Below are 21465 nucleotides of genomic sequence, written 5' to 3'. Positions count from 1 at the left end.
CTAGGTTCGGAGTCGGCGCGGCGAGACCCCTGCTCGTGCGCGCTCCGAAAGGACCCCCGCATGAGAACCCTCTCTCGTCGTGCCCGTCGGCGTGCCCTCGCGACCCTGAGCGTGGCCGCCGTCACCTCCCTCGCCCTGCTGCCCTCGATCGCGGTCGCCGAGGCCGATCCCGATCCCGCGCTGCTCGGTGAGCCGACCCCGTTCCTGATCGAGAGCCTCAGCGCTCCCGGCAAGGTGATCGAGATCGGCAACCCGAACGCGCAGACCACCGTGCCCGACAGCACCCCCGCTGCCGCCGCGGTCTTCCCCTTCGCGAAGACACCCGCCGAGCTCAGCGCCCAGGCCGTGCTCGCGTACCCGGTCGAGGGCGCGAGCAACACCTTCGTGCTCGCGAACGACGACGGCCAAGTGCTCGCCCGTCGCGCGAACGACGACCCGAACTTCCGCTACCTCACCCTCCCCGGCGTGACGCTCGACGAGGCCGCGGCGAGCCCCCTCGCGCAGTGGACCGTGAGCGACGCCGGCAACGGATACAGCTACCTGCGGGGCGTGCAGGCCTACGGCAACGGCGCGATCGCCGGCCTCGACATGTACAACTGGGCGACGGCGGCGGGCAGCGAGGTGCAGACCTACGACGCCGGCGGCGCGAACGTGCAGAAGTGGCGGATGCATCCGCTCACCGCCACCGTTGACACCCACCGGCAGCGCGTGGACACCGGCACGACACCCGCGTTCCCGACGGCGTTGACCGGCAAGTACTCGTGGGGCCTCACCGCTCCGCTCGCGAACATCGCGTGGAACGCGCCGGCATCCGACGTCTGGAACACCGACGGCACCGTGACCGTCGAGGGCACCGGCACCGGATACTTCGGCGAGACCGTGCCCATCACCGCCGAGTACCTCGTCGGCTCGCTCGGCGGCGCGGCCGACGCGACCATGTCGGGCTACGTCGGCCAGACGCTCAAGGAACTGCAGATGCACGCGCCGACCCACGTGGAGCGCACGATCTCGGGCTCGGCGACCACGGTCCGCGCGAAGGTCACGTGGGACTGGGCGGTGCTCGCGGCGGATGCCACGGCATCCGCCGGTGTCATCGAGGTCCCCGCCACCTCGGCGACCGGCTTCGAGGCCCGCCTCGTCATCACGATCTCGCCCGCCGAGAGCGTGAACATCCTGCGCGGCGCCGGCATCCACTACGACTACACGCACATGAACGGTACGAACTTCCGCCTGACCGACGGCAACCGCACGGTCACCGGATTCGACGACTGGCGCAGCGGCGGGGCGACGAACCGCGTCAACCCGAACACCGTGAGCTTCTCCTTCGACCAGCCGCGCCAGCTCACCGGGGCCGGGGTCTTCGACCTCAACGGCCTGAAGAACGTCGGCGGGGTGACGGTGCAGTACCGCGATCTCATCGGCGGCTGGATCGACATGCCCACGGATGCCGTCGCCTGGCCGTATATGAATGCGACGCCCGACCTGAGCCTCGAGTTCGAGAGCACCCCCGTGCTCGCCACCGGCCTGCGTGTGATCATCACGAACAAGGCGAGCAGCAACTGGATGAGCCTGTCCGAGATCGAGGCCTACGGGCCCGCGCTCGCCGGCTGATCCCCTCTCCCTTCTTTCCCCTTCTCCCTGAGGAAGACCATGACCTCCCCCACTTCGCGCCGCCCGTGGCGCGCTCTGTCCGCCGCGGTCGTCGCCGCCGGCCTTCTCGCTGCGTCCGTCGTTCCGGCGGCTGCCGCCGGTTCGACCGATTCGATCGGGGATGCGCTGGCGCAGGCATCCGCTGTCATCGCCGGTGAAGCGCGCTCGAGCTTCGTGCTGCCGGTGCTGCCCGACACGCAGTTCTATTCGCGGTACAGCGCCTCGCAGTTCTACCCGAAGTACGACACGAACCCGTTCGAGGTGCAGACCGACTGGATCGTCGAGCACCAGGACGACCTCAACGTGCCGTTCGTCGTGCACGTCGGCGACGTCGTCGACCAGGAGTGGGTGACGGGCGAGTGGGATGCCGCGGCCAAGGCCATGCAAAAGCTGACCGACGGCGGCGTGCCGTACTCGGTCGTGCCCGGCAACCACGACGTCGCGAACATGAGCGCGCGGTCGTCGGAGGCGAACTCGTGGCAGTACCTGCAGCGGTTCGACGCGGGGCGGATGGCGGCGCAGGGCGGCGAGACGTTCGTCGACAGCTTCCAGAACGGACTCTCGACGGCCTACATCTTCGAGGCCGAGGGGCACGAGTGGATGTCGCTCGCGCTCGCGTGGAACGCCTCGGCCGACACGTTCGCGTGGGCGCAGCGCGTGATCGACGCGAATCCGGGCATTCCGGTGATCCTGTCATCGCACGCGGTGATCAACATCGCGCTCGACCAGACGTCGCCGGCCGACTGGTGGTGGGGCGAGGAGCTGTGGAACGCGCTGATCCGCTCGAACGACGAGATCATCATGACGGTCAACGGACACTTCCACGGCACGACGATGCGCGAGCGCACGAACGACTTCGGTCACCCGGTGTACCAGGTGCTCACGGACTACCAGATGGCTGCCGACGGCGGCAACGGATACATGACGCTGTTCGAGTTCGACCTCACGAACGACCGCATCGACGTCGAGTCGGTGTCGCCGTGGGTGACCGTGAAGGACAAGGAGTCGCTGACCGCGAACGACACCCCGGTGCTGGACGGGAAGTGGCAGTCGTTCTCGATGGCGTTGGACTTCGAATCGCGGTTCGGATACTCGCCGGCTGCCGGTTCGGAGACGAAGGGCGACCTGTCGGAGCGGGCCAAGGAGATCGTCCTGGAGGGCTGGGACGGCACCGGCGTCGGCGAGCAGTGGGCTGCGGCCGGTCGGGCGGATGACTACGTCGCGGTCGACGGCACGGTGGCGCACTGGCGGTTCGGGACTGTTGCGGAAGGCGTCGTGGATTCGTCCACCGTCATCCCGGATGTCGCGGGCGACAGCCCGATGTATCGCAGCGCGATCGAGAACACGGATGCTCCCGAGAAGCTCGAAGACGTGCAGGTATCCCACTCCAACGTTCCGTTCTATTCGTCGGATCGCGGAGCCGTGTGCTTCAGCGACGTGCACCGCAACGCGAGTGGACCAGACAACATGTCGTACATCTCGACCGAGTACGGGGCTCCGGCGACGTTCGCGGACCTGTCGTCGTCGTCGGGATACACGGTCGAGGCGTTCCTGCAGCTCGACGAGGAGTGGACCGAGGCGGCCAACCGCTGGAGCGCCGCGCTGACGCGTGGGGGCGCGCGGCAGTGGATCGGGATCAACGACTCGTCCGACCCGGGTGCCGGGGCCGCGTGGCTCGGCATCTCGAGCCTGCGCGAGTACCAGTTCTCGGCGGGGGACTCTGACTCTCGGAACTCGTACACGCTCTGGTCGGGCGAGATCATGCCCGGGTCGTGGCACCACGTCGCGATCGTGAACGACCCTGCCGCGGATACCGCGATCATGTACGTCGACGGTGTGCCGGTGCTGCGCAACGCCTCGAACGTGGGCGGCATGATGGCCGCGGACTTCATGCCGTGGATCATCGGCGCCTCGACCTGGAACACCGAGGTCGAGCACGGCTGGCACGGGTGCGTGGGGGAGACGCGCGTGGTGGATCATGCGCTTTCGTCTGGTGAGTTCTTGTATCAGCGGGCCGATATTGGTTCTTCGTTCTCTGTTTCTGGTGATTTCGGTGCGGTGCTGCCGGCGGATGCTGTCGTCTCGTCGTTCTCGGGGCGCGGGTATGCGGGTTCTGCGGTGCGTGTGATGTCGGGCGCTGAGGTTCTGGGCACGGCTGACGTGCTCGCGGACGGCACCTGGAGCCTGTCGCTGTCGTCGCCGATCTCCGGTGCGGGAACGCACACGGTGTCGTTCGTGCCGTCGATCGGTACGCGTGACGCGGCTGCGGTGGAGCGGTCGATTGTGATCGGCGAGGCGCCGGGTGGCTGGACGCCGGTCGAGACGGATCTGACGGACGCGCTGGAAGGCGCGATCTCGGTCGACCCGTCGCGCTTCGCGCCGGGGTCGGTTGTGTCGGTGTCGCTGCCTGCCGGGCACGAGGGGGCGACGGTTTACGGGTATCTGTTCTCTTCGCCGGTGTCGGCGGGGTCGGGGGTCGTGGCTGATGGTGCGGTCTCGTTGACCGTGCCGGAATCGGTGCCGTTCGGTGAGCACCGGTTCGCGCTGTATGCCGCGGATGGTGCGGTCATCGGGTGGGACACGGTGACGGTGATTGATCCGACGATGCCGGGTGGCGGTTCTGGTTCCGGCGGTGGCTCTGCCGGTGGCGGATCGGATGCCGGGGGTGCTGCGTCGGATCACTCGCTCGCGACGACCGGTCTCGACGGATCGTGGATGCTGCTGTGGATCGCGCTCGGCGCGGGCACTACGGCTTGGGGGCTGACGCTCGTGCTGCGACGGCGTGGTCGCGCGCAGTGGCGTGAGATGTGAGCGTCTGAGGCGAAGTTCAGTTCTCCCTGGTCGCGCAGGCGGCTAGGGAGAACCAGTATCCGCGCCGACGAACACGACTCTTCCACGCGGAACTAACGTTCGTCGCTGACCGAGCGCGTGTTGTGACGGGAATGTCGGCGCTCAGGAATAGAGTCTATTTCGTGAACGAAACCCTCGCCGTACCCGACTCCCTGATGGATGTTGAGAGAGCCGCAGTTGCTCTCCGCGTTACCCCGCAACGTGTTCGCTCGCTAGCGCGTGCCGGGGTTTTGGCTGGACGTCAGGTGGGTAGGACTTGGCTTCTCGAAGCAGGCTCTGTCAAGCAGCACGCTGCGGAGACAGGTGTGCTGGTTCAGCCGTCCACGAGCGCGCTTGACGACGGCGGCCTGAAGGTAATGAGCTTCTTCTCTGGTGCCATGGGGCTTGACCTCGGCATGGAGCGCGCGGGTTTGGAAACTGTGTTTGCGAGTGACGTCGACGCGTGGTGCCGCGCGTCGATCCACGCTAATCGTCCGCAGATGCCCGTGATCGGTGACGTTTGGAAGTACTCGCCTGCCGAGATGCTGGAGCTTGCCGGCTTGCGGGAAGGCGAGGTGGATGTGATTGCTGGTGGCCCGCCGTGCCAGGCCTTCAGTACCGCTGGGCGTCGCAAAGGTGTCGCCGATGTTCGAGGAAATGTCTTTCTTCGCTACCTGGATATTCTCCGAGAGATAAAGCCGCGATACTTTGTCATCGAAAATGTCCGTGGACTCTTGTCGATGGCGGTGTCGCCTGGATCGAAGCATAACGACGAGGAAATTCCCGCCGAGTACCACTCGCATGCTGGAGTGATCCGCTATGTCTGCGCGGTGATGGAGCGAGCCGGGTACAAGGTTTCTTTTAACCTTTACAACGCAGCAAACTACGGTGCCCCGCAGAAGCGCGAGCGAGTCGTAATCTTGGGCACACGGGAGGGAAGTCGGATAGCGCATCTGCGCCCGACCCACGCAGAAAGCGGTCAATTAGGTTTGCCACAATGGCGCACTTTTCGTGACGCGGTAGATGGCCTGGGCGCGCACGACCATCTGGATTTTCCGGCTTCCCGTCTAAAGTACTATCGCATGCTCAAAGATGGTCAGTACTGGAAGGATCTTCCAAAGAATGTCCAACGGGAGGCGATGGGGCGGGCCTTCGACAGTGGTGGCGGTCGCACTGGCTTTTTTCGGCGCGTCGCGTGGGATCTCCCGTCACCCACATTGGTAACTTCGCCAACAATGCCCGCGACGGATCTCGCTCATCCGGAAGAACTTCGTCCACTTAGTGTGCAAGAGTACGGCCGACTTCAAGAATTCCCTGATGGATGGGAACTAGCGGGGCCCATCAAAGAGAAGTACCGCCAGCTTGGAAACGCTGTGCCGCTTTCGCTCGGCGAAGCCATCGGTCGCACTCTGATCGCCCATAGTGTTGGCGAGAGTTTGGAAGAAATCGCTGACTTCCCGTACTCGCGTTACAGGAATACCAGTGACCATGACCTGCTCGATCGGCCTCGTTAGGGGTGATCTTCCCCTCTTCCCCCTCCACGGGAAGAGGGGAAGAGGGGAGAGGATGTGAAGTCATACACTGTCTGGCGAGTCGGGAACTGACGACGGGATGTAGCCGGCATAATCCTCGGCGACGCGGCGTCCGTACTCGAGGATTTCGTCCCGAGTAACATGGCCTGCCTCGGCTGCTACTTCGAGAATTTCGGAGTAAGTCCCGCTGCCGCCTAGAGCATCCCAGTACCCACTACCGATAAGGACGGGTGCGTCGCTCGTAAAATTAAAGATGCGAGCTGCAGGAGCCCAGAAGTACTCTTTCGGTTCCTCGCCGAACGGGTTGTAATACAGACCGAAGTAGACTTTTCGTTCAGGATCCTCTGCGGCCAGGTGTAGCAGGTCGAGTTTTGCTTGGGCGGTCTGATCAATGTTGGGCTTCACCGTCTTGATGCTGGCATAGTGCTGAATGCCAGATTCCTCCCAGTAAAGGTCAGATATCACTCGTCGTGTGTCTGGTACGCCGAACGACGCTGCATCCAGCATTCTTTGGAGGTCATTCTCCCAGTTTGGGGTATAGCCAGACCCTGCCGTGCGCGCTTCGCGGTTAATTCGATCAGCTTCGTCCCACTGGGTCGTAGTCAGGGTGACAGATGTTTCATGTTGGTTGCTCGCGGGGTCCGCTCCCGCGCCGACGCATACGAGTCGTGAGATCTTCTCGATTACCGATTGTCCGAAGGACGTCGAGAAAGACCTTTCGAGGCGGCTCCAGGCGATTGCCTCGGGCGTCAGAAGGGCAGCGTGAAACGGTCGAAGCGTGTCAGTTGCTTCGAGTCGACGAAGGGTTCTGCGGATACAACTTACAAACTCTGCGCGGATTTCTGTCCTGATGGTGGGATCGATCATGGAAGTGACTATAGCGCTAAGTGGGTTCGCAAATGCGCAGCGATCGGTGCCGATGGTGGTCATCTGCTTCCTATTAGGTGCGTGGAAGAAGTGGCCCGAGCTGTCGGATGCTGTGAAGGTGGATACCGGCGTTCGATAGTTCAGTGGGGCCGAGTTTGCTCGTTCGTCCGCTTTGCCGTGGCGCGATAGATCGCTCAGTCGCAGGCGATGCCATCCCCATCGCGATCCAGGTCGTACACATCCGGCCCGACGACCTGCAACGGCCCACGCACGTAAGCGGGCCCGTTTCCGCTTCCACCTTCACAGTCGACATCCGACGCGATCGGCACGCACACCCCCGCATAGCTTCCGTGGCACTCCGCGGCGGGCTGAACCAGCGGCACCGGTGCAGGCGGGGGCGGCGGCTGGCGCGTCCCGTTCGACGTGACCTCATTCACTGGCTGAACCGTCACTGCCTCGCTGATCACGTCGCGCGAGACCTCGATACCGTCAACGTAGGTCACCCGGTATGTCGTGACCTTCGTCCCATCCGCCCCCACCGTAGTGATCGGCGCCTGGCCGATATCGACGTTGGGGTCGTCGACGGCGGTGCGCTCGAACGGAATGGCTGTCGACTCCTCGATCTCCTCGAACGTCGTGGGCTTTGGGGTTGGTGAAGGTGTCGGCTTCGCCGTCGGCGTTGCCGCGAATGGCTTGGGATCAGCTGCGGCGCCGCCCGAGTCAACCTCGCTCGAACTCGACCCGGGGCCACCCAACGCTGCGTTCGCGCCCGAGCCTGCGAACATCAGCACAAGCGCGATGCCGAGAGCGGCCAACGCGGCCCCGCGCGAACGGACGCGGAAGAGTTTCGCAGACCCCCGCACGATCCCGTAGATCGCGACGAAGAAGAGGAACAGCCCGGCGAACATCATCAGCACCCCGAGGCTCCGGGTAAGGAGCGTGATCGCGAGGATGACGCCACCGACAATCAGCCAGGTCTTGAGCTGCGATGACTTCGCCGCGGGCGCCTCGGCGACGGCCGCCGCAGGTGCCTGACCCAGAGGAGCCGTGTGCTCGCTCCACTGCGCTCCGTCCCACCACCGCTGCTGCGCTGGCTGGTGCGGGTCGGCGTACCAACCTGCGGGCATGTCGAGCATCATCGCCGTCCTTCGACTCGGGTATGCCTGAACCATACCGATATTTCGGCATCTGTATCCAGATGCATCTACGCGCACCCGTTCCTGCCAGGATGATCGCGTGAGATCTGTGAACACGGCAAGCAAGATGGGGCGAGACATCGCACGCGCGATTCCGGATCCGTGGGTGGATGATGAGCTACTTCGCAAGCATCTTCGCCGGACGATCGGCCCGAAGATCAACCTTCACCGTTCCGACGAAGACAGGTCGAGTGAGGCGTGGCAGGCGTGGGTCGCGATGTTCGTGGTTCTGGCGATCGTCGCGGCTGCCGTCACTGTCCTCCGGCTTCTGCCCGCGGACATCCCTGATTTACCCGACTGGCTCGACTCACCGCGTCAGTGGTTGGCGGAGTACCCGGCGCTTTCATTCATCGGCGTAGCGGCATCCCTCATCATCCTCGTCGCCCTGCTTTCCATCGGCTCGCGCGCCGCGTCGAAGCGCGCGAGCGCAAAGTACGACCGAACGGTGGCCGAGTTGCACGAGGCGGCTTTCCAGGGAGCGCTATCGGTGCTGGAGGGACGTCGCCGCAAAGTTGGCATGCCCATCGAGCCGTCGCGCCATCGGGCCTTCCCGCCGCCGTCCCCTCGCCCGGAAGGCGTCACCCCGCGCGGCGCGGAAGAGGTTGTCGCTCAATGGATGCGTCACCTCGGTGAGGCGGATGCCGAACTCACGAGCTACACGGGCGACGGCGGCATGGATGTTGTCGGGCAGAAGAGCTTCGCGCAGGTGAAGCACTTCTCGAAGGCGGTGGGCGTTGCGCCCATGCGCGAGCTCGCCGGTGTCGCGGCGAATGATCGCCAAGGTCGCCACGCTCTCTTCTTCACGAGCGTCGGTTATGCGTCCGGAGCGGTGGATTTCGCTGACAACGCGGGCATCGCACTCTTCGTCTACGACGTGGAGAACGCCGGACTCGAAGCGATGAACGCTCGCGCCAAGACGCTCATGTACAACGGGATTTCCTAGCGAATTCGTTGCAGGTGGGCCGACGCCGAGATGGCACTCACCCGCCTGCAGCTTCACTCTCGACGATCCGTCTCTGCCGACCAGCGAGCACGATTCTGCCGGTACCTCTTCATCATGAAGAGGTACCAGATCACCACGGGTGCGGCGCCCACGATGCCGAGCAAGGCCATCCACGGCGGATTCACGACGGACAGCACAACGCAGGCGATGAGGACGATGAAGACGGCGCACGTCGCGACGAGGTGACTCGCCGGACGAGTGATTGTCTCAAGCCACGGATCTCTCATACGCACGGCCCTCCCGAATAGTTGTCAAGAGATTGGATTGGGCACCGGCGACGATACGTACCTCGAAAGGCGATGTCTGTACGGGTTTACCCGTACAGCGCCACCGCCCGCTCCACCTGCCCCCGCAGATCCCCCGCCGAATACCCCGGCCACCCGTGCAACACCCCGACCCACTCCGCGGGCAACACCGAAGCACCCCACACCGCCCCACCCAACGCACCGGCGATCGCGGCAACGGTATCCGTATCCGCCCCGCCCCGCACGGCCCGCTCCAACGCGTCGACCAGTGACGACGCCCCAACCACCGCCGCCAACGCCCCCTGGAACGCCCGCACGACCCACCCGTTCTGCGCCATGAAGTCCCGCGGATGCGCCCCGGGAACCAGCGCCTCATCGATCAACGCACCCCAGCGCGCAGCATCCGCCGCTGGCAGCAACGACAGTTGACCCCGCACGTCGAGCTCGCCGGTGAGGATCGCGTGCCGGATCGCCGCCGACCAGAGGATGCAGGCCGAGGCGCTGTCCTGCTCCCAGTGTGTGAGCTTCGAGATCGCTTCGGCGGCGGCCGCGAGTTCCGTTGCGGGGCGGTCCAGATACCCGAGCGCGAGCGGGCCCGTGCGCATGAGCGCCCCGTTGCCTCCGCTGCGTCCGGCGCGTTCGTGCTCGGCGCGGGATGCCGCGAGCACATCGGCCTCCGTGAACGGCTGCGGAATGCGCGCGAGCACCGCGCGGGTCTGCGCGCCGACGTCTTTCGCGGTCTGCGCCCATCCGATCCAGCGGCCGACGATCTCCTCGCGCGACGCGGCATCCTCCAGCCGATCGCCGCGCGCGAGCACGTCGAGGATCGGCACGGCCATGCTCGTGTCATCGGTCCACTCGCCGACGCCATGCCCGAACTGCCCGACGCCGAACACGGGCGTCACCGCATCGTCGAGCACCGGACCGAACTCGTACTGCGACCCGAGCGCATCGCCCGCGGCCGAGGCGAGCACCGCGCCGATCGCGCGGCCGAGCTGAGGAGCGGTGAGGGGCATGGGTGGGGCCTTCCGGTCGTTCGGTCGCAGTCGAATCAGTGCGGCGGCTGGGAGGTGTGAATCACCCGTTCAGCGGCCTGCGTCCGCCTATGGCGTCAGCCTAGTAAGGCGGCTGAGCACGTGCTCCTTCACGCGGGCGGGCGGCAACGAGGCACGGCCGTACAACGCGTGGTCGAGGAGAATGCCATCGATCGTGTCGTAGATCGACACGCGCGAGAGCCGCACGTCGCCCGCTCCCGCACTTGCGTCCTTGACCGAGTCGTAAAGTGCGCGCTGCTTCCATCGCGAAGACCCATGGTCGCCGAAGACGCCATCCGGATCAGTTCCACCGAACATGCGCGTTGCCGACGGCGATGACCATCGTCGTCCTCCGGTGCCTGAATGGCGCTCGTGTTGGGTGCAATAGTCAAGATACGCAGATCGCCAGGGCAGATCGCGCGCCCACCCGCTGTCGAGAGTCGTTGCTCGGTAGCGATTGAAGTGAAACCCCTCATCGAGCTCAATCAGAATCCCATCGAAGCTCAGGTCCCACGTACCCGGACGAAGAGGTGGCTCAAGCAGAGTTCCTCCGAGGCGGTAGTAGATATCCATGACGTTGGCTGCCGCATCCGCGGTCAGAGTGGAAAGCCGCGGTGCGGGCGGCTTGCCGGTCGGTGTCATCCCCGCGCGTGCCAGTACCTTACTCAGCGCGGACGCGCGGGCTCCTGTCGTAACCACGTGTGTCCTTCCTGGCCGACACGCCTGCGCCGGAGCCTCTTGTCCGATCATGGCGGAGAGTCATCTGCCGAAGGGGGAGTTGTTCGAATCGCGCGTCGTCAATAATGCGTTCGCATGTATCACCGAAGGCGTCGATGGCTCCTCTCGTATGAGGCACCGGAGGTCTTCTCCGGTGCCAAAGATGCAAAGGAGCAACATGCGAGTCCCTGCCTACCACTCGACCAACCCCAGCGATCCTGACGTTCACCACGTCTACGACGACTGCGTCAGCGGCAAGCAGATCCCGTTGCGCAACCGGCAGCGTGGAACGAACAACTACCGAATGTGCGACCACTGCGCACGTCGATGACATGAGTGAGCGGAGCGCTCGATGAGAGCGTTCCGCTCGCCTGCCGTGGCGTGGGTCACTTCGCGAGTGTCTGGGGCCCGGCCCTTCGACATGCGTAGGGACCGGACCCAGTAGTACTCAGTCGCTGGAGTGGTGGGGCCCTTCGACAAGCTCAGGGACCCAGTTATGCGACCCTTCGTCTCGTCGCTGCGCTCCTCGCTCAGGGACCGGGGGCTGTCAACCCGCCCCACCCCCACCCGCCCCACCCGCTAACCTGGCCCCACCGACACCGACGATCCCAACCGGAGGGGACCCGCATGTCATCCGAAGCCACCACCACGTTCCACTCGAACGCCGATGCCACCACCACCGCGGCGGCCGTGCAGAAGACCCTCGCCGACACCAAGGCGAAGGTGCTCGGGCAGAGCCCCGACGGCACGCAGATCGACTTCCAGACCCGCAAGACGATGCTCAACTGGGAGCTCATCGGGCGCGCGACCGTCGTCGCCGCGGCATCCGGATCCGACGTGCACCTCTGGCTCAACGTGCACCACAACCGTCCGCCCGCAGTCATGGACGGCATGAAGAACAAGAAGGCCGTCGAGAAGCTCGCAGGTCAGATCCAGGCGAACCTCGGTTGACGGCATCCGCTGTGCCCTCTTTCGTTCAGGTCGCCGACGGCCTCGCGATCATGCAGGAGGTCGAGCGCATCCGGCGGGGCGAGCGCCGCGGGCTGAACGGACGCATCGACGTCGAGGTGCACTGGCGCGAGCTGACGCCGTGGGCGATCGTGAAGCAGCACGTCACGATCGTGCCGCTCGCGCGTTCCGACGGGTCGTCCGACGCCGACGCGCAGCTCGCCGCGCTCGCGCAGACCCTCCTGCGCGACTTCGTGCACTTCTTCAGTGGCGACGACTTCCACGCCGAGTCGCCGCTCGATCCCGACGACGGCTACGGGCGACGGCTCGGCCGGCAGAACCTGGTCTCGTTCCCGCGCTACGTCTGGCGCGTGAGCGACTACGCCGTCACGATCGTGCGCGAGGTCGATCCGCGGGCAGCGGATGCCTCGACCCTCGCCCTGCACGTCTTCCCCGCCGGCTGGCGCTTCGCCTTGCCCATCAACGACGAGACGAAGCGGGCCGCCTCGCGCCGCCGCACGATGGCGAAGCAGGCGGATGCCGCCGACCTCGACTGGATCTGGCCGGAGGATGCCGATGGCTGACCGGCATCCGTGCTGCGGTCCGTACCGCGCCGACGACCGCACCGACCCGAATGACGAGCAGCGCGCGGGGCGCGTGCGGATCGTCGAGACCTCCGAGCCCGGCTGGTCGATGGCCTACCGCGTCGAGTGCACGACCTGCGCGCGCCGCTTCACCGTCAAACAGATCGACGGCCCGGCGCTGCAGTGGAAGTGGGTGCCGCAGGGCGAGAAGCGCACGCGCTCCTGACTACGCCCGCTCCTGAATCAGCCCCGCCGCACCCGCAACCCGAACGCCACCGCCGCCAGCGCGATCACGACCACGCCATATTCGAAGCACACCGCCTCGAGCCCGACGATGCCCACGAGCAGCCCCGCAGCCACCGCCGGAATCCCGAACGCGACGTATGCCAGCACGTAGATCACGGCGAACGTGTCGGCGCGCTCGGTCGCGGGGATCTTCGGCGCCAGCGACGCGACCACCCCCGAGAACGCGGTGCCGAAGCCCATGCCCGTGACACCTGCGGCGACGAGGTAGAAGGGGAGCGACTGCACCGAGAGCGCCGCGAGCGACAGAGCGGTGCCGACGGCGAGGGCCGCCGTGCCGAACAGCACGGTGGTGCGCGCCGGCATCCGTCGCAGGGTGAAGGCCGTCACCGCGCCGACGCCCGCGAGCAGCACGACGCCCAGCCCCTGCCACACGTGCGCCTCGCCGCCGAGCTCGCCGCGCACGATGTTCGCGCCGAGCGAGAGGAACAGCCCGCCCGTCGCCCAGCCCGCGATGATCGCGGGTGCGCCGCGCCAGAGATCCGAACGGATGCCGGCGGGCACCGACAACCGGAAACTCAGCGACGCCCAGACCCCGGGCCGACGCGGCGCGGTCTCGGGGATCGCGAAGAACAGCGCGGCGAGCAGCACGTACGCCGCCGTGAGCGGAGCGAACACGTCGAGCAGTGCCTGCCCGGTGACGTCGAGCAGCACCCCCGAGACCAGGGCGCCGGTGGCGAGACCGATACCGGGGCTGAGGGAGTTCCAGAGGGCCGCGGCCTTCGGGCGTCCGGTCGGGGCGAAGTCGAGCACTGTCGCCGAGAGCGCGGAGATGAGCAGACCGCTCGCCGCGCCCTGCAGGATGCGGGCGAGGAACAGGGTGGCGACGGCATCCGCATGCCAGAACAGCACCATGCTGGCCGCGAGCAGCAGGAATCCCCCGATCGCCACCGGCCGTCGGCCGACGTGATCGGAGAGCGAACCGGCCGTGAGGAGCGTGAGCAGCAGCGCCACCGCGTACACGGCGAATACCGCGCTGATGACGATCGCGTCGAAGCCGATCTGTTGCGCGAGCACCGGGTAGAACGGCGACGGCGCGCTCGCGCCCGCCATCATCAGGATCTGCGCGACGACCGCGAGCGGGAAGCCGAGGCGGGAGCGGATGCTGCCACGGCTGGGTCCCTGGGCCTGTCGAAGGGTCCCGCCCCGCACAACCGTGATCGACTCGGTGCTGGTCATCCGCTGCTCCTCAACCGTTCGAGATTTGTCGAACCATCCGACCGTACTCGCCATCCGTCGATTGTTCAACTATTCTCGAACTATGCCTGGCGATCTTCCGCACCCGGAGCGCTCCGAGATCCAGCTGACCGACGTGCTCTTCGCGCTCAGCGACCCCGAGCGCCTCGCCATCACGCGCCAGCTCGCCGACGGCCCGCTCGACATGGCCGCCTGCCACGCCACCGACCCCAACCTGCCGAAGTCGACCAAGTCGCACTTCATGAAGGTGCTGCGCGAGGCCGGCGTCATCCGCAACGAGCCCGACGGCCGGCGTCGACGCCTGACGCTGCGCCGCGATGACCTCGACGCACGCTTCCCGGGGCTCTTGGACTCGGTGCTCGCGACCTAGCCCCACCCATTGCGTCCGCCCGCGACCTCGGGGAGGCTCGATGCATGACCATCAGCGCCGACCGCCTGCAGGACTTCTTCGGCCGCTACGCGGCGAACCTCACGAGCTTCGATGCCGAGGCATCCGCACGGCTGTGGACCGAACCCGGTGTCATCGTCGACGACCGCGCCTCGATGGTGGCGGAGTCCCGCGAGAGCATGGTCGAGGGGCTGACCATGTCGTACCCGCTGTACAAGAAGCTCGGACTCGTCTCGGTGCGTCACGAGGTGCTCGACAGCACCGACGTGTCCGAGAAGCTCGCGATCGTGCGCGTGCGCTTCGTCTTCCTCGACGCGGCCGGCGACGGGCTCACCGACACCACGAGCTACTACCTGCTGCGCGACGGCGGCTCCGGGCTGCAGGCCACGGTGTGCATCGAGACGGATGCTGCCGAGAAACTGCAGGCGCTCGCCGCGTCGCGCGGGGTGGAGCTGCCGGGCTGAGTCGCCGGCGGTTCATAACTCCGGAGAATCGGCAGTCGAGGATGGATGGGTGCGCAGTTTCGGGGCGGATCGCGACGGATCTCCGGAGTTGTGCGCGCACCCCGGTGAAGACCGGATGCCGCGGCCCGCGCTCGTCCTAGTCGTCGCCGAGTTTCCCACTGAGGAACGGGCCCAGGATCGTCGCGCCGATGAGCGCTCCGATCGCCGCCCCGGCACCGAGGCCCAGCCAGAGGTTGTCGCCGAAGACCAGCAGCCCACCCGGTGTGCCGAGCGCGGCGCCGAGGAGGCCGCCGAGCGTGGTGCCCATCGGGGTCGCCCGACGGGGAGCGGCCGGCTCCCGCGGATCTTCGGGCCCGTGCGTCACGACGCCACGCGACCCGGGGTCGCGGCATCCGCCCCGATCTCGGCCCACACGGCGTCGAGTGACAGTCCCAGAACCCCCGCGATCGCGGCGATCGTCGAGAAGGCCGGCGTCGCGACCCGGCCCGACTCGATCTTGCGCAGCGTCTCGGGCGAGACCCCGGCGTCGAGCGCCACGCCCAGCATCGAGCGCTCGCCCCGCGCGGCGCGCAGCAGGGCGCCGAGTCGCTCGCCGCGTTCGACCTCGGCGGGGGTGAGCGGCATCCGGACCATCATGATGCCAATACTAATCCCGGGATAGGATTGCCGGGATAGTTATTGGTCGCCACCCGGAAAGCACCCCATGATCGAAATCCTCACGCCCGACGAACTCGACCGCGCCCGCGCGACCGGCGCCCTCGTCGGCGACATCCTGCACGCGCTCAAGGCGAAGGCATCCGTGGGCACGAACCTGCTCGACATCGACCGCTGGGCGAAGCAGATGATCGAGGATGCGGGTGCCGAATCCTGCTACGTCGACTACGCGCCGTCCTTCGGCGACGGCCCCTTCGGCCACTACATCTGCACCGCCGTGAACGACGCCGTTCTGCACGGCATGCCCCATGACTACACCCTCGCCGACGGCGACCTGCTCACCCTCGACCTCGCCGTCTCACTGCGCGGCATCGCCGCCGACGCCGCGATCAGCTTCATCGTCGGCACCACCCGAGACCCCGAGGACGAGCGCCTGATCGCGACGACCGAGCGCGCGCTCGCCGCCGGCATCGCCGCTGCCCGCCCCGGCGCCCGCATCGGCGACATCTCGCGCGCGATCGGCACGGTGCTGAAGGCCGAGGGGTACCCCGTCAACATGGAGTTCGGCGGCCACGGCATCGGTTCGACCATGCACCAGGACCCGCACGTCGCCAACAACGGACGCCCTGGTCGCGGCTACGTGCTGCGCCCGGGCCTGCTGCTCGCGCTCGAGCCGTGGATCATGGCCGACACCGACGAGCTCGTGACGGATGCCGACGGCTGGACCCTCCGCAGCGCGACGGGTGCCCGCACCGCCCACACCGAGCACACGGTCGCGATCACCGACGACGGCGCCGAGATCCTGACGCTGCCGACGCGGTAGCGGATGCCGCGGGGCGGGGCCCTTCGACGGGCTCAGGGACCCAGTTCCGCGGGGCGGGGCCCTTCGACGGGCTCAGGGACCCAGTTCCGCGGGGCGGGACACCTGTATCGGAGGAGTTCTCGCGATACGGAGGACTGTTCTCGGCATCCGCTCCTGCGTTGCGAGAGATCTCCTCCGTTGCGAAAGGCCTCCTCCCTCGCGAAAGGTCCCGAAGGGCGCGCCCCTACGTCCGCCGCACCAGCTGCCGTGCGCGTCGCGCCGACCGCCCGGCCAGGTCGCGCAGCCCCGTGCCCGACCCCTCGCGCTGCAGCTCGACGCCGCCGCTCGAGCCGGTCGTGAGAAGCACGGCGCTGCCGGCCAGTAGAGGTGAGGATCCCGCACGCATCAGTGCGCCGGCATCCGAGGTCACGGGCACGTCGAATGTCCACCCGGCCCGGCGCACCTTCGCCATCAGGCGGAGGGTCGAGGAGGGGCCGTGGTCGGCGAACACCCTCAGCGGGTCGATCGCGACCGAGATGCCGGAGCGCGCTCGGGGTCGCTCGCTCGCGATGCGGCGTTCGTCGCCCGGCTCGTCGCCCAGGAGGAACAGTTCGATCCGGTCGTTGGTGCGCTCGCGCCCGGCGACGAGCGCCTCGGGCGGCAGGTCGGTGAGCGACTCCAGCGGCAGCGACGACAGGCGGTCGGTCTCGGTGTCGAAGACGAGCGCCTCGCGCCCGTCGCGCAGGATGCTCACGTCGATCGACAGGTGCAGCCCGCCGCCGCGCGACCAGTTCGCCGAGGTCACCGCCGCCACGCACGACAGCTCCGTCTCGAACTCCGCGAAGCGCACGAGGTCGTCGCGCAGCCCGGCACGCAGCAGTGCCGCGCGGATGCGGTGGGGGAACGAGAGCCCGGCGTCGACCCCGGGGCCGAAGCGCCTCTCGACGATGGGGGTCACCACGTCGATCAGTCGGTTCCGGTACTCGGCGGGGTAGCGCAGCATCTGTCTGCCGCTCAAGCGCTTGAGGATCTTGCCGCGGAACCAGTGCCGCAGCAGTCGGTCGCGCAGGGTGCCCGGCTCGGTGTTCGCCTCGACGACGTCGAGCACGTTCTCGAGATGCGGGTAGTACGTCTCGGGATCGATCCGCGAAGCGCTCGCGCTGCCCGGATGCTTGACCCACGCGTAGCAGGGCACGCTCGCGAGGATCGAGATCTTCGACGCCGCGAAGTACGCCTGCATCACGTACAGGTGGTCCTCGAGGCGCACGCGGCCGTCGGGGAAGCGGATGCCGTTGTCACGCAGGAACTGAGTGCGGAACAGCTTGTGCGGCGTGAGCATCTCGAGCAGCGGGTGCTCGCCGAGTACGGCATCCGGAATATCGCGACGGAAGATGCGGCTCGGCAGGGCGCGTCCGATGCCCACCTCCTTGCCGACGACGACGTCGGAGCCGTTCGCATCGGCGTAGTCGCAGAGGGCCTGGAGCGCGGTGTCGAAGAGGTAGTCGTCCTGGTCGACGAACTGCACATAGGTGCCCTGAGCGGCCGCGACGCCCTCGTTGCGCGGCGTGCCGGGCCAGCCGGAGTGAGGCAGGTTCAGCACGCGAACATGCGGACGATCCTGGGCGACGCGGTCGAGGCGCCGCTTCGTCGCCTCATCGGATCCGTCGTCGCAGAGCAGGATCTCGAACTGATCCGGGCGCAGGCTCTGCCGGTCGAGCGAGGCGATGAGGTCGCGGAAGCCATCGCCCGGGTTGAACACGGGCACGATCACACTGACCCGGATGGACGGCTTCTGGATTCCGATATACGACGACATTGACGCCAGTAGAACAGCCGTCGCTGTGACGCGCACCGGGATTGCATTTCCCCCGGGCGTGTGGTGCGCACGATCGAGGCGGGCGCATCGCGGAGACGGCCTCTCGGCGCAGGGGCCCTTCGACAGGCTCAGGGACCCGGTGTCGCGGGACCCTTCGACAGGCTCAGGGACCCAGTTTCGAGCAGGTGCCCACCCCTGGGTCGCTGAGCTTGTCGAAGCGTCGCAGGGGCGGTCTCAGGGGTTCGGCGTTGCCGGAGGCTCGGGCGGCGCTTCGGGCGAGGCATCCGTCTTCTTCTTGTTCTGCGCATCGATCGCCACGCCGATCGCGATGCCGAGCGACAGCCCGAGGCCCATACCGAGGCCGAGGTTGTCGAAGAACAGTAGGCCGGCCACCATGCCGAACGGGATGCCGAGGGCGATCCCCAGAGCGAGCCCGTTCTGGGTCTCCTTCTCGGACTTCTCTGCCTTCTCTTCGGGATCTGTCATGCCTTCGACGGTACGGAGGTCGGACGAGCGGCGCATCCCCCTCGTGGGGGACCCTTCGTCTCGCTCCGCTCGCTCAGGGACCGCCCTTCGTCTCGCTCCGCTCGCTCAGGGACCGCGAACTCCCACCCCGCACCCAGGTGAACGATATATCGTTGAGTATCGTTCACCACCCCATCTGGAGGTCATCATGAACAACGCATTCCCCTTCGGCGGAACCGGCAGCAACAGCGCCGACAACCCGCTCGGCAACATCTTCGGCACCGGCGGCCTCGGCGGCCCCAACGGTCCGGCTGGCGCGCTCTTCGACGCCTTCGACCAGCTGCGCAAGTCGTTCGACCAGCAGCGTCCGTCCGGCGGCAGCCGCATGGCCCGCGGTGATGTCCGCGCCGCGGTGCTCTCGCTGCTCGCCGAGCGCCCGATGCACGGCTACCAGATCATCAACGAGATCTCCGAGCGCAGCGGCGGCTCGTGGAAGCCGAGCGCCGGCTCCGTCTACCCGACGCTCCAGCTGCTCGCCGACGAGGGCCTGATCGAGGCTGAGGAGCAGAACGGTCGCAAGACTTACTCGCTCACCGAGGCGGGTCGCGCCGTCGCCACCGAGACGACCGAGACGAAGGCTCCGTGGGAGTCGACCTCGAAGGACGGCCACCGCAACGACCCGCGCTTCCATGCGCTGCCCAAGGCCGGTGTCGACCTAGCCGCCGCCGCCGCTCAGGTCGGCCGCAGCGGATCGCCCGAGCAGGTGCAGGCCGCGATCGACGTGCTCGACGACGCCCGCCGTAAGCTGTACAGCATCCTCGCGCAGGACTGATCCGGCCGGGATGACGCGCTTCTGCCCGCCCGGTCTCCGGGCGGGCGTTCCCGACGGCGGAGGAAGAACACGATGACGGATGCCCCGGCGCAGAGCGCCCACCGCGCTCGCTACCGTCGCATCATCTCCTTCGCCGCTCGGGAGTTCGTGAAGATCTGGTGGTTCGAGCTCGTGCTGCCGCGCTTCGGCATGAGCGGCCTCTCGGAGCGCACGCGAGCCCCGCGCATGCAGAAGTTCGCGCGCCGGTTCCACGGCCTCGCGGTGGAGCTCGGCGGACTCATGATCAAGGTCGGCCAGTTCATGTCGTCGCGCCTCGACGTGCTGCCGCCCGAGATCACGGCCGAGCTCGCCGGTCTGCAGGACGAGGTGCCGGCCGTACCGTTCGCCGAGATCCGGGTGCTCGCCGAGGCCGAGCTCGGGATACCCCTCGGGCGTGCGTTCGCGTGGGTCGACGAGACGCCGCTCGCCGCGGCATCCCTCGGTCAGGCCCACCGGGCGAAGCTGTCGGAGCAGGATGCCGCCGACACCGGGCTCGACACGGTCGTGGTGAAGGTGCAGCGCCCGGGGATCGACGGCATCGTCGCGACCGACCTCGCCGCCCTGCGCCGGGTCGGCAAGTGGCTCACGCGGGTGCGCATCGTGTCGGACCGGGTGGATGCCCCCGCCCTCGTCGAGGAGTTCGCGGCCACGAGCCTCGAGGAGATCGACTACCTGCACGAAGCGGCATCCGCCGAGCGTTTCCGGGAGGCCTTCGCCGACGACCCGCGCGTCGACGCACCGGAGATCGTGTGGGAGCGGTCGACCCGCCGCGTATTGACCCTGTCGGACGTCACCGCCATCAAGATCAACGACACCGACGCGCTGCGCGCCGCCGGCATCGACCCCGCGCAGGTCGCCGAGGTGTTCGCCGAGGTCATGTTCGACCAGGTGTTCACGCACGGCTTCGTACACGCCGACCCGCACCCCGGCAACATGTTCGTGACGCCGCGGGCGGCGGGAGTGGATGCCGGTGACCCGCCGTGGCACCTCACCTTCATCGACTTCGGCATGATGGCCGAGGTCCCGGCGAATCTGCGCGCCGGCCTGCGCACCCTCCTGATCGCGGTGACCGCGCGGGACAGCCGCGGACTCGTCGCCGCCGCGAAGGAGATCGGGGTGCTGCTGCCCTCGGCCGACACCGGCGAGCTCGAACGGGCGCTCACCGCCCTCTTCGCACGGTTCGGCGGCATGGGCTTCGCGGAGCTGTCGAAGGTCGACCCGCGCGAGTTCGCCGACTTCGCCGATGAATTCGGCGACATGGTGCGCCGTCTGCCGCTGCAACTGCCCGAGCACCTGCTGCTGCTGATCCGCGCGGTGTCGCTCACCTCGGGCATGTGCAGCGCGCTCGACCCGACGTTCAACGTGTGGGATGCGGCCGAGCCCTACGCCAACCGGCTGCTGCGCGACGAGAGCGGCAACCTCGTGCAGGACATGGCGCAGCGCGCGATGAAGACCGCCGGCATCACGATGCGCCTTCCCGACCGCATTGACGCGATCATCACGCGCGTCGACGACGGCAACGTCACCTTCGACACCTCCCGGCTCGAACGCCGGCTCGACCGGCTCGAGGGCATCGCCCGCCGCATCGGCTCGGGCGTGCTCTTCGCCGCGATGCTCGTCGGTGGCGCGCTGCTCGTCGACCCCGTGCCCGGTCTCGGCTACACGCTGCTCTGGGCATCCGCTCTGCCCCTGTTGCACTCGGTGTTCTCGGGGTTCTTCCGCCGGTAGCCGCGGGGCCGCCCTGCGACGCTTCGACAGGCTCAGCGACCCAGGTCGGGTGTCTTTGAACTGGGTCCCTGAGCCTGTCGAAGGGCCCCGCCGCGCCCGCGAGCGGAGGAGATTTCGCGTTCGGCAGGAGCATCCGCCGCTCTTGGTCCTGCGCAGCGCGAGTTCTCCTCCC

General features: G+C 67.4%; 21 protein-coding genes. 12 read left to right on the top strand and 9 right to left on the bottom strand.

All coding sequences use genetic code 11. The features are described 5' to 3' along the window. The first annotated feature begins 60 nt into the window (after positions 1-60). The 3 genes from ACIQTT_RS09535 to dcm all read left to right on the top strand — a co-directional run bounded on the left by ACIQTT_RS09535 (position 61) and on the right by dcm (position 5993). Positions 61-1611: a hypothetical protein gene (locus tag ACIQTT_RS09535; protein WP_402788887.1), complete on the top strand. Its 1551-nt coding sequence runs from the start codon at positions 61-63 to the stop codon at positions 1609-1611. 39 nt (positions 1612-1650) lie between these two features. Further along, complete coding sequence (locus tag ACIQTT_RS09530; protein ID WP_402788885.1) at positions 1651-4461, top strand: LamG-like jellyroll fold domain-containing protein; 2811 nt, start codon at positions 1651-1653, stop codon at positions 4459-4461. Positions 4462-4622: 161 nt separating this feature from the next. Next, the gene (gene dcm, locus ACIQTT_RS09525) at positions 4623-5993 is read left to right on the top strand and encodes a DNA (cytosine-5-)-methyltransferase (RefSeq protein WP_402788883.1); all 1371 of its coding nucleotides are present in this window, start codon (positions 4623-4625) and stop codon (positions 5991-5993) included. Between the two features lie 60 nt (positions 5994-6053). Here dcm and ACIQTT_RS09520 read toward each other — a convergent pair whose 3' ends face one another. Both ACIQTT_RS09520 and ACIQTT_RS09515 read right to left on the bottom strand, forming a co-directional pair. Continuing rightward, entirely contained in the window at positions 6054-6878 is an 825-nt protein-coding gene (locus ACIQTT_RS09520) for a TdeIII family type II restriction endonuclease (protein ID WP_402788881.1), read from the bottom strand. A 194-nt stretch (positions 6879-7072) separates the two neighbouring features. Continuing rightward, complete coding sequence (locus ACIQTT_RS09515) at positions 7073-8017, bottom strand: G5 domain-containing protein (protein ID WP_402788879.1); 945 nt, start codon at positions 8015-8017, stop codon at positions 7073-7075. 97 nt (positions 8018-8114) lie between these two features. Here ACIQTT_RS09515 and ACIQTT_RS09510 point away from each other — a divergent pair, with 97 nt between their 5' ends. Continuing rightward, a complete protein-coding gene (locus ACIQTT_RS09510; RefSeq protein WP_402788877.1) occupies positions 8115-9017 on the top strand; it encodes a restriction endonuclease in 903 nt (300 codons plus the stop codon). A gap of 373 nt (positions 9018-9390) precedes the next feature. On the opposite strand, the gene ACIQTT_RS09505 is transcribed toward ACIQTT_RS09510, so the two are convergent. Beyond that, positions 9391-10338, bottom strand: a complete 948-nt coding sequence (locus tag ACIQTT_RS09505) for an ADP-ribosylglycohydrolase family protein (protein WP_402788875.1) — start codon at positions 10336-10338, stop codon at positions 9391-9393. A gap of 87 nt (positions 10339-10425) precedes the next feature. Continuing rightward, positions 10426-11055, bottom strand: coding sequence for a hypothetical protein (locus tag ACIQTT_RS09500; protein WP_402788873.1), 630 nt, complete (start codon positions 11053-11055; stop codon positions 10426-10428). 645 nt (positions 11056-11700) lie between these two features. Here ACIQTT_RS09500 and ACIQTT_RS09495 point away from each other — a divergent pair. The 3 genes from ACIQTT_RS09495 to ACIQTT_RS09485 are packed head-to-tail and all read left to right on the top strand — an operon-like array spanning position 11701 to position 12831. Next, positions 11701-12024 carry a hypothetical protein gene (locus ACIQTT_RS09495; RefSeq protein ID WP_402788871.1) on the top strand — a complete coding sequence of 108 codons (324 nt, stop codon included), beginning with the start codon at positions 11701-11703 and terminating at the stop codon, positions 12022-12024. Positions 12025-12035: 11 nt separating this feature from the next. Then, on the top strand, positions 12036-12605 hold the full coding sequence (locus ACIQTT_RS09490) for a hypothetical protein (protein ID WP_402788869.1): 570 nt from the start codon (positions 12036-12038) through the stop codon (positions 12603-12605). Next, entirely contained in the window at positions 12598-12831 is a 234-nt protein-coding gene (locus ACIQTT_RS09485) for a hypothetical protein (RefSeq protein WP_402788867.1), read from the top strand. The genes ACIQTT_RS09490 and ACIQTT_RS09485 overlap by 8 nt, the downstream gene beginning before the upstream one ends. Positions 12832-12848: 17 nt before the next feature. Here the strand turns inward: ACIQTT_RS09485 and ACIQTT_RS09480 are convergent, their stop codons facing one another. Further along, the gene (locus ACIQTT_RS09480) at positions 12849-14087 is read right to left on the bottom strand and encodes an MFS transporter (protein WP_402788865.1); all 1239 of its coding nucleotides are present in this window, start codon (positions 14085-14087) and stop codon (positions 12849-12851) included. Between the two features lie 82 nt (positions 14088-14169). Between ACIQTT_RS09480 and ACIQTT_RS09475 the strand changes: the two genes are divergently transcribed. After that, positions 14170-14475 (top strand): ArsR/SmtB family transcription factor, encoded by a 306-nt coding sequence (locus ACIQTT_RS09475; protein WP_402788863.1) that lies wholly within the window; start codon positions 14170-14172, stop codon positions 14473-14475. A gap of 44 nt (positions 14476-14519) precedes the next feature. Next, positions 14520-14957 carry a hypothetical protein gene (locus ACIQTT_RS09470; protein WP_402788861.1) on the top strand — a complete coding sequence of 146 codons (438 nt, stop codon included), beginning with the start codon at positions 14520-14522 and terminating at the stop codon, positions 14955-14957. Positions 14958-15093: 136 nt separating this feature from the next. Here ACIQTT_RS09470 and ACIQTT_RS09465 read toward each other — a convergent pair whose 3' ends face one another. Together ACIQTT_RS09465 and ACIQTT_RS09460 are read right to left on the bottom strand one after the other, a co-directional pair. Then, entirely contained in the window at positions 15094-15264 is a 171-nt protein-coding gene (locus tag ACIQTT_RS09465) for a hypothetical protein (RefSeq protein WP_402788859.1), read from the bottom strand. 53 nt (positions 15265-15317) lie between these two features. After that, on the bottom strand, positions 15318-15590 hold the full coding sequence (locus ACIQTT_RS09460) for a helix-turn-helix domain-containing protein (protein ID WP_402791160.1): 273 nt from the start codon (positions 15588-15590) through the stop codon (positions 15318-15320). 70 nt (positions 15591-15660) lie between these two features. Here ACIQTT_RS09460 and map point away from each other — a divergent pair, with 70 nt between their 5' ends. Next, complete coding sequence (gene map, locus ACIQTT_RS09455) at positions 15661-16434, top strand: type I methionyl aminopeptidase (RefSeq protein WP_402788857.1); 774 nt, start codon at positions 15661-15663, stop codon at positions 16432-16434. A gap of 223 nt (positions 16435-16657) precedes the next feature. Here the strand turns inward: map and ACIQTT_RS09450 are convergent, their stop codons facing one another. Next, positions 16658-18229, bottom strand: a complete 1572-nt coding sequence (locus tag ACIQTT_RS09450) for a glycosyltransferase family 2 protein (protein ID WP_402788855.1) — start codon at positions 18227-18229, stop codon at positions 16658-16660. Positions 18230-18463: 234 nt separating this feature from the next. Then, positions 18464-18715, bottom strand: a complete 252-nt coding sequence (locus ACIQTT_RS09445; protein ID WP_402788853.1) for a hypothetical protein — start codon at positions 18713-18715, stop codon at positions 18464-18466. A gap of 187 nt (positions 18716-18902) precedes the next feature. Here ACIQTT_RS09445 and ACIQTT_RS09440 point away from each other — a divergent pair, with 187 nt between their 5' ends. Together ACIQTT_RS09440 and ACIQTT_RS09435 are read left to right on the top strand one after the other, a co-directional pair. Next, positions 18903-19526, top strand: a complete 624-nt coding sequence (locus tag ACIQTT_RS09440) for a PadR family transcriptional regulator (RefSeq protein ID WP_247623808.1) — start codon at positions 18903-18905, stop codon at positions 19524-19526. Positions 19527-19598: 72 nt separating this feature from the next. Continuing rightward, a complete protein-coding gene (locus tag ACIQTT_RS09435) occupies positions 19599-21293 on the top strand; it encodes an ABC1 kinase family protein (protein ID WP_402788850.1) in 1695 nt (564 codons plus the stop codon). Positions 21294-21465: the final 172 nt, after the last annotated feature.

Source organism: Microbacterium sp. NPDC090225 (assembly GCF_044772365.1).
GTDB lineage: Bacteria > Actinomycetota > Actinomycetes > Actinomycetales > Microbacteriaceae > Microbacterium.
Note: the sequence above shows the minus strand (reverse complement) of the source record. Positions and strands in the feature narration are given on the sequence as shown.